Below are 8,121 nucleotides of genomic sequence, written 5' to 3' on the forward strand. Positions count from 1 at the left end.
CCTCCGGGGGGATGGGGTCGGGGATGCCGTCCCAGGATAGGGGACGCGTCACGCGGTGCCGCGGGTCGCGGTCGCCCGCCCACGGGCCCGCGCCCGGACCGTCAGCGGGCGGGGCGCAGCTGCACGTCGGCCGCGGCCAGCGCGAAGCCGAGGGACTCGTAGAGCCGCACCGCCGGCACGTTGTCCGCGTCCACGTACAGGTCCACCGCGTCCACGCCGCGGCCGGCCATGTGGTGCAGCCCCGCGAGGGTCAGGGCACGCCCCAGGCCGCGCCCCTGGGCGGCGGGGGAGATCCCGACGGCGTACACCTCGCCCTCCGACGGCGCCCCCGCCTCCGCCGGGGTCACCTTCGTCCAGTGGTAGCCCACCGGGGTGCCCTCGGCGTCCTCGGCCAAGAGCAGCCCGGCGGCCTCGAACCAGTCCTCGGCCTCCCGGGCGTCCAGGTCGGCGCGGGTGAGGGAGCCCTGCTCGGGGTGGTCGGCGAACGCGGCGGCGTTCAGCGCCAGCCAGGCGTCCTCGTCGCGGCCCGGCACGAATCCGCGCAGGGTCACGCCCTCGGGAAGCCGCGTCGGGGGCAGCGCCCCCAGTCCGGCGGGGTCCAGGCGCATCCGGCGCAGCTCGCGCACGGGCTCGAGGCCGTGACGGCGGGCCAGGGCGAGCGCCCCCGGCAGCGCGCCGTGCGCCCAGGCGCTGGTCCGCCGCGCCTCCCCGCGCTCGCGGACCGCGTCCGCCGCGGCCTCCGCCAGGGCGGCGCCCAGGCCGGCGCCGCGGTGCGCCGGGTCCACCGCCAGCTCCACGACGCCCGGCCCCGCGGCCTCGCCCTCCGGTGCCAGGACCGCCACGCCGGTGACGGCGCCCGCCTCGTCGCGGGTCAGGCCCCACCACCGCTGCGCATCGCGCGCCAGGACCGCGCGCGTCTGGTCGTTCAGCGGGGGGTGGCCGTCGGAGCGGTGGGCGCGGTCCGCCAGGGCGAGGGCGGCGTCCACGTCGGACGGCGTTCCGGGGGAGACGACGCCGGGCGTCGGCGGGAGGGCGGGGGAGGCGGGCTGCTCGGACATGGCCCACACCCTAGGCCGCCGGACGCCAGGCCCGTCAGGCATCGCCGTCGGGGCGGGGGGTGAACCGGTAGCCGACGTTGCGGACGGTGCCGATCATCTGCTCGCGGTCCGGGCCGAGCTTGGCGCGCAGGCGGCGCACGTGGACGTCCACGGTGCGGGTCCCGCCGAAGTAGTCGTCGCCCCACACCTCCCGGAGCAGCTGCTCGCGGGAGAACGCCCGGCCGGGACTCTGCGCGAGGTGTTTGAGCAGCTCGAACTCGCGGAAGGTGAGGTTCAGGGCGCGTCCGTCGAGGCGGGCCCGGTAGCCGACCGGGTCGATCTCCACGCCGCCCACGGCCAGCCGCTCCGCCGCGCCGCCGGCCACCGGCGCGTCGGCGGGGCGCAGCAGGCGCACGCGGGCGTCCACCTCGGCGGGTCCGGCGCCGGTGAGCACGATGTCCGCGAGCGACCACTCCGGGCCCACCGCGGTGAGGGCACCTTCGGCCATCACCGCCACCACCGGCACCTCCGGCGCCAGGGACGCCAGGTCCCGGGCCAGGGTGCGCGCCTCTGCCAGGCCGGAGGTGGCGTCGAGCAGCACGCCGTCGACGTCCTCCCGGCCGGCGGCGAGGGCGGCGCGGGGGTCGGCGCGCTCGACGTCGTGCGTGAGGAGGTCGAGCGCGGGGAGCACCTCCACGGCGGACGCGGCGCGCGTGAGCATCAGCAGCCGCGCCATGGCGCCCCCTCGACGTCGTCCGTGCCGGCGCTGCCGGCGCCCGCGTGTGACGCCGGCCCGCCGTCGAGGATACCGATCGGGCGCGCCTGGCAGGATGGGGGGCGTGATGCGTCTGTCCATGGCCCTGAGCGCGGCCCTCGCCGCCCTCGTCCTCGGGGGAGCGGCCCTGCTGGGCCCGGTCCCGGCTGCGGTGGCGGCCTGCCTCGTCATCGCGGTGATCGCCTTCGGCTGGCCCCGTCAGATGGGCGCCCCCGCCCGTCTCTCGCTGACCCTCACCATGCTCGTGGCGGGCGTGCTCGGCGTGCTCGTGATGGTGCTGTGGCCGCGCGGCGACGCCGGTCCGCGCGGCGCGTGGGCGCTGTTCGAGCCGCTGGCCGTGGTCCTGGCGTTCGGCACGATGGCGTCGTTCATCGTGCAGCTGGTGCGCGGGACGGGCCGGCCGCTGCGCCTGGAGTCCACGGTGACCACCATGGGCGGAGTCCTCGTGTGCCTCCTGGCCGCCTCGTGGGTCCCGCTCGCGCATCACCGCGAGGCCCCCGGCGCCACCGGACTCGTGGTCACGCTGGCGGCCACCCTGATCGTCACGTCCCTGATCGGCCTGACGCCGTTCATGCAGGGGCGCCCGCGGGTGCTCGCCCTCGTGATGGTGCCGGCCTCCGGGGTCGTCGCGGCGCTGGTGTCCCTGCTGCTCGGCGCCCCCGCCCACACCGCGTGGGTGTACGCGGCGGCGGCCCTGGGCACGGCGGGGCTCGTCTCCCTGACGGCCGCGGCGGCGCCCTCCTCCCGCCCGCTGCCCGAGGACCGCGTCGTGGGCACCACGCTCTCCCCGCGGCGCGCCGGCTATGCGCTGGCGATGGCCCCCGTGGGGGCGGCGGGGGTGGTCGGGCACGTCATGCTCGGCTTCCTGGCCTGACCCGGGGGCGCTCCCGGGATAGGATGCCGAGCATGGATTCGATTGTTGCTCTCGAGATCTTCTTCCTCGTCCTCGTCGTGCTGGCGGGCCTGGGCATGGCGGCCGTGGCCGCCCTCGTCGTCGGCGGCCTCTTCAAGGGCCAGCGCTGAGCGCACGGCCCCGCTGAGGGGCCGTGCCGTGCGTCGTCATGGCCACTGAACTCCCGTACGACCTCACCCCCGAGCTCGCCCCGCTGTCCTGGCTGATCGGCAGCTGGGAGGGGCAGGGACGCCTCGGCGACGGCTCCGAGGGGACGGACATCTTCTACCAGCGCGTCGACTTCGTCGAGCACGGCCTCCCGTTCGTCGAGTACCGCGCGGAGTCCTGGCTCTGCGAGGCGGACGGCACCCTGCTGCGCCCGCTGACCGTGGAGTCCGGCTTCTGGCAGGTGGACCGCGCGCGGCAGGACGGCGACGTCGGCCCCGGCATGGTGCCTGCGGACATCGTCCCCGCCTATCGCTCCGCCGAGGACGTGGAGGCACTGCGCTCCGAGGACGGCGCCTTCCGCATCACCGCCACCATCACCCACCCGGGCTCCCTGGCCGAGCTCTACTACGGGCGCATCAAGGGCCCGCAGGTGCAGATCGTGATGGACTCCCTGCTGCGCGGCGCGGCCGCCGGCGAGTACGCCCGCGCCACCCGCATGGCCGGCCTGGTGAACGGCCAGCTGTTCTGGCGCTGGGACTCGTCCCCCGCCGTGGAGGGCCCGATGGAGGTCCACGCCTCCGCCATCCTGGACCGCATGCCGGACCCCTCCGAGGGTCGGCTTGCCCCCGGCGCACCCCGACCCCGGGGGGAGCGCGGGCGAGCTCCGGAGCAGGGCGCGTGACCGAGCCGCGTCCCGAGCCCGCCTCCGCCCTCAGGGCGGCGCGGCGCAGCCCGCTGCTGGCCCCGCCCCCGGCCGCTCCCGGCGGCCCCGCGGAGGGCGCGGTCGAGGGCGTCGGCCAGGACGCCGGCGTCGCGGCCCACTACGGCCGTCCGCTCGTCGAGCAGCGCGCCCTCGCCCGCGGCCGGGCGCTCGTGGACCTCTCGCAGAAGACGGTCGTGTCCGTCTCCGGCCCGGACCGGCTCTCCTGGCTGCACACGCTGAGCACACAGCACCTGAAGGACCGTCCCGCGGGCACCAGCACCGAGGCCCTCTTCCTGGACGCGAACGGGCGCATCGAGATCGCCGTGCACCTGCTGGAGGACGGCGCCGCCGCCTGGCTGATCGCCGATCCCGCCCACGCCGACGTCCTCGTCACGTGGCTGCGCTCCATGGTGTTCTCCCACCGCGTCACCCTGCGTGACCACACGGGCGTCGTCGCCGTGGTCGGGGCCATGGCCCCGGTGCCCGGCTGGGAGGACCGCACCGTGTGGCTCGACCCGTGGCCGCGCGTCGACGTCGGCGGCTGGCCGTACTCCGTGGACCCAGACCCGGCCGCGCACCCGGGCGCGGGCTGGTCCTGGCGGGAGTACCTCGTGACCCGCGGCGACCTCGTGGCCACCGTCGACCGGCTCGGCACGGGGGAGCTGGAGGGCTGGTCCCTCGCCGGCGCCCTCGCGGCGGAGGCCCTGCGCATCGAGGCGGGCCGCCCCCGTCCCGCCGTGGACGCCGACGCCCGCGCCATCCCGCACGAGCTCGACATCCTGCGCACGGCCGTCCACCTGGAGAAGGGCTGCTACCGCGGGCAGGAGACCGTGGCCCGCGTGCACAACCTGGGCCGTCCGCCGCGGCGGCTCACCCAGCTCCTGCTGGACGGCTCCTCGCATGCCCTCCCCGCCGCGGGGGCGGCCGTCACCCTGCGCCCCGAGCCGGACACGGCCGACGCGCGAGCCGCCGCCCGTCCCGTCGGCACCGTGACCAGCGCGGTCCAACACCACGAGGCCGGGGCGGTCGCCCTGGCGGTGCTCAAGCGGGCCGTTCCCGTGGCCGCCGAGCTCCTCGTCCGGGAGGAGGCCGCGGCCGGCGGGGAGCCCGAGTGGATCGCCGCGTCCCAGCAGGCGCTCGTCTCGCCCGACGCCGGCCAGGTGGTCGGCCGCCCCGCGGGGCTCAGCCGGCGCGCGTGAGCTCGACGCGGGTCAGCCGGCCCGTGGGCACGAAGCCGACGCCCAGCGCGAGGCGCAGGGCCCCGTCCTGCGCGGCGGACACGCGCGCCTGCGGCACCAGGCCCTCGTCCCAGGCGGCCCCGGCGGCCACCGCCGCGGCATAGGCGCCCAGGCCGCGCCCGCGCAGTTCGGGGCGCACCAGCACGCGGACGTCCGCCAGGAGACCCGCCCGGGTCGCGTGCCCGGCGGCCGCCAGCGGCGTCCCGGTCGCCCGGCCCGCTCCGTCGTCGGGGACGAGGGTGCGCACCGCGTGGAGCTCGTCGAGCCCCGCGGCACGGGCGTCGTCGGCGGGGCACTCCCGGGCCAGGGCTGCGGCGTCGGCCGGGTCGTCGGAGACCGCCACCCGCCCGGAGGGGGCCACCTCCGGGGGCTCGTCCAGGTGGAGGAGGGTGTGCTCGCCGCGAGAGCGCGGACCCCATCCCGAGGCCAGGCGCAGGAGCGTCGACTCCAGCGCGAGCTCCTCGGTCGCCCGGTCCGCGGCGGCGGCGAGCAGTGGCTCCGGCCCGGCGAGGACCTCGAGGCCGGCGGCCTCCAGCAGCAGGATGTCCGTCTCGGGGCCGGCCGGGCGGGGCAGCGCCACCCGCCGGCCGGTGGCCCGGGCGAGGGCGGCGACGTCGTCGGGCACGCCGAGGGCCCGCCCCCAGGCGAGGGCGACGAGCTCCCGGACGTGCTCGGGCAGCGGCTCCGCGGCCGTCACCGGCCGAAGAGGACCTTGGCCTCGTCGTAGCGCTCCCGGGGGACCTCCTTGAGCCCCTTGAGCGCCGCGCTCATCGGGATGGTGATGATGTCCGTGCCGCGGGCGGCCACCATGGAGCCCCAGCGGTGCTGGGCGGCGAGGTCGATCGCACCCATGCCGAAGCGGGTGGAGAGCACGCGGTCGCGGGCCGTGGGGGCGCCGCCGCGCTGGATGTGGCCGAGCACCGTGTTGCGGGTCTCGATCCCGGTCATCTCCTCGATCTCGCGGGTGACCCACTCGCCGATGCCGCCGAGCCGCGGACGCCCGGAGGCCTCCATGCCCGCGTCGGCCAGGGGGTCGTCGTGCCCCTCGGGGATGAAGCCCTCCGCGACGACGACGAGCGGCGACCGCCCCTTCTCGTGCACCTGGGTGACCCACTCGGCGACCTGCGACATCGGCGTGCGGACCTCGGGGATCAGGATGGCGTGCGCGCCGGCGGCCATGCCGGAGTGCAGGGCGATCCACCCGACGTGCCGTCCCATGACCTCGGCGACCATGCACCGGTGGTGGGACTCGCCGGTCGTGCGCAGGCGGTCCATGGCGTCCGTGGCGATCTCCACGGCGGTGTCGAAGCCGAACGTGTAATCGGTGCCCTGGAGGTCGTTGTCGATGGTCTTCGGCACGCCCACCACGGGCAGGCCGTCCTGGGCGAGGCGGTTGGCGCCGGCCAGGGTGCCCTCGCCGCCGATCGCGACGACCGCGTCGATGCCGAGCTCGCGGAGGTTGCGCGCCATGTTCTCCGGGCCGCCGCCGTCGGCGTCGTACGGATGGGTGCGCGAGGTGCCCAGGATGGTGCCGCCGGTGCGGGCCAGGCCGCGCACGCGGGTGCGGGGCAGGTCCTCGACGTCCTGCTCGATGATGCCGGCCCACCCGTTGCGGATGCCCACCATCTCCATGTCGTAGGTCTTGATGCCGTGCAGCACCGCGGCACGGATCACGGCGTTCAGGCCGGGGCAGTCGCCACCGGAGGTGAGCAGGCCGACTCGCATGGGGTGTCCTCCTGGGATCGGTGCGGGGAGGGCGTCGGAAGACGCCCTCGACCACCCTAGTCAGGGGGCCGTCGCCGCGTCAGGAGACGGGCGACCGCCCCAGCCGGCGGGCGGTCAGGGCGGTCTGGTGGCGCGGTCGGGGCGCCTCCGGTGCCGGGGCGGCTCAGGCGCCGGAGAGGGCGCGTTCGGCGGGGATCACGCCGTCCTCCCACGGGGTGAGGGCCCAGACCACCAGGTAAGCGCCGAGGCCGAGCACCGGCAGCAGGCCCACGAGGACGAGGACCAGGCGCATGAGCCAGACGTCGACGCCCGTGTTCGCGGCCAGGCCCGCCGCGATGCCGCCGACCAGGCGGGGACGGGTGCGACGGAACCCCAGCGCGCGGATGCCGTCGAAGACGGGCGTGAGGGGCGTGCGGCGCGCGCCGCCGGGGCGAGGGCGGGAGACGGGGGTCATCGGGGGTCCTTTCGGCGGGAGGAGGAGTCGACGGCGGACGGCGACGTCGGCCGTGTCAGGGGAGCGGGGTGAAGAGGAGGTGGGCGCAGACCTGCAGTGCGACGACCCCCACCAGGATGCCGCTCAGCGGAGCGAGGAGCCCGGGCCGGCGGCCGCGGAGGAGTCCCGCGGTCATCACCGCCGCCATGACGCCCAGGGCGGCCAATGCCGGCCAGACGGGGAACAGGGTGGCCGACGTCGACACGTTGCCCAGGACCATGGCGAGCGAGACCGTCAGGGCCACGCCCGCGGCGACGACGCACGTCGCGATCCGCGTCCCCCGGCCCAGGAGGGGCTTCACCGCGCTGTGGGAGCCACGCCCTGTGCCGGCGGGACGGCGGCCCGCGGCCTGGCCGGCGGCGCGGACCTGCGCCTCCGCGAGGCGTGCCGCGGCCCGGTGCTCGCGGCTGTGCGGCTGCTCGCGCCAGGAGCCGGTCTCGGGGTCGATCCAGTCGGAGCGGAAGCCGTGGGCGTCCACGGTGGCGGACTCCGGCCGGTGGCGGCGCAGGTACCACGAGGGCTCGGCCGCCGGGCGCGCGGCCGCGTCGCGCGCGGGCTGAGCCGGGGCCATGCGGCGCTCGCCCTCGCCGTCCCATCGGGTCACGAGCCACCACACCAGCACGGCCAGGGCGGTGAGGCCGATCAGGGAGCCCGGGCCGCCCAGGACGGGGGCGATCAGCGTGAAGCCCGCCCCGAGCACGACGTTGAGCGCGCCGATCGCGGCGATCGCGGCGATGGCGACCGGGGCGTCGGACCACTCGCCGCGGCGCAGGCGGCCGTAGTGGACCCGCCCGTCGGCGTCCGGCAGGACGGCCCACGCCAGGGCGTACCCGAGCAGCCCGATCCCGGCCGAGACCACGCACAGCGCCACGAACACGCCGCGTGACAGGAGCGGGTCGATCCGGTAGCGCTCGGCCACGCCGGCGAGCACCCCGCCGACCCAGGAGGAACGCGACCGGCGCACGCCCCAGCCCTCCACCGGGCGGCGCAGCCAGACCGGCAGGACCTCGAGGCCGTCGGGTGCCGGTCCGTCCGTGCCGGCGCTCCGGGAGCGGGCGTCGCTGGCGGGCCCCGGGGGGAGGGGACGGGT

The 8,121-nt window shown here is 77.2% G+C and carries 9 protein-coding genes; 3 read left to right on the plus strand and 6 right to left on the minus strand.

Translation table 11 applies throughout. The features are described 5' to 3' along the window. Positions 1 to 101: 101 nt before the first annotated feature. Together mshD and MHY29_RS12340 are read right to left on the minus strand one after the other, a co-directional pair. Positions 102 to 1,058, minus strand: coding sequence for a mycothiol synthase (gene mshD, locus MHY29_RS10145; RefSeq protein ID WP_224356553.1), 957 nt, complete (start codon positions 1,056 to 1,058; stop codon positions 102 to 104). A 34-nt stretch (positions 1,059 to 1,092) separates the two neighbouring features. Beyond that, positions 1,093 to 1,773 (minus strand): response regulator transcription factor, encoded by a 681-nt coding sequence (locus MHY29_RS12340; RefSeq protein ID WP_286670236.1) that lies wholly within the window; start codon positions 1,771 to 1,773, stop codon positions 1,093 to 1,095. A 106-nt stretch (positions 1,774 to 1,879) separates the two neighbouring features. Between MHY29_RS12340 and MHY29_RS10155 the strand changes: the two genes are divergently transcribed. From MHY29_RS10155 to MHY29_RS10165, 3 genes are all read left to right on the plus strand, one after another. Then, positions 1,880 to 2,686, plus strand: coding sequence for a hypothetical protein (locus tag MHY29_RS10155; protein WP_224356787.1), 807 nt, complete (start codon positions 1,880 to 1,882; stop codon positions 2,684 to 2,686). A 187-nt stretch (positions 2,687 to 2,873) separates the two neighbouring features. Then, complete coding sequence (locus MHY29_RS10160) at positions 2,874 to 3,554, plus strand: FABP family protein (protein ID WP_224356554.1); 681 nt, start codon at positions 2,874 to 2,876, stop codon at positions 3,552 to 3,554. After that, on the plus strand, positions 3,551 to 4,774 hold the full coding sequence (locus MHY29_RS10165; protein WP_370643510.1) for a folate-binding protein YgfZ: 1,224 nt from the start codon (positions 3,551 to 3,553) through the stop codon (positions 4,772 to 4,774). Before MHY29_RS10160 ends, MHY29_RS10165 begins: the two co-directional genes overlap by 4 nt. On the opposite strand, the gene MHY29_RS10170 is transcribed toward MHY29_RS10165, so the two are convergent. From MHY29_RS10170 to MHY29_RS10185, 4 genes are all read right to left on the minus strand, one after another. Then, positions 4,758 to 5,510, minus strand: coding sequence for a hypothetical protein (locus MHY29_RS10170; protein ID WP_239240941.1), 753 nt, complete (start codon positions 5,508 to 5,510; stop codon positions 4,758 to 4,760). The two genes, MHY29_RS10165 and MHY29_RS10170, sit on opposite strands and share 17 nt — an antisense overlap. Next, entirely contained in the window at positions 5,507 to 6,538 is a 1,032-nt protein-coding gene (locus MHY29_RS10175; protein ID WP_224356556.1) for a 6-phosphofructokinase, read from the minus strand. Before MHY29_RS10175 ends, MHY29_RS10170 begins: the two co-directional genes overlap by 4 nt. Before the next feature lie 163 nt (positions 6,539 to 6,701). Further along, on the minus strand, positions 6,702 to 6,992 hold the full coding sequence (locus tag MHY29_RS10180; RefSeq protein ID WP_224356557.1) for a PspC domain-containing protein: 291 nt from the start codon (positions 6,990 to 6,992) through the stop codon (positions 6,702 to 6,704). Positions 6,993 to 7,047: 55 nt separating this feature from the next. Next, positions 7,048 to 8,121 (minus strand): PspC domain-containing protein (locus MHY29_RS10185; RefSeq protein ID WP_239240944.1); only part of this gene is annotated, 1,074 nt, incomplete at its 5' end.

This window comes from Micrococcus sp. ACRRV (assembly GCF_022346985.1).
In the GTDB taxonomy this organism is placed as follows: domain Bacteria; phylum Actinomycetota; class Actinomycetes; order Actinomycetales; family Micrococcaceae; genus Micrococcus; species Micrococcus porci.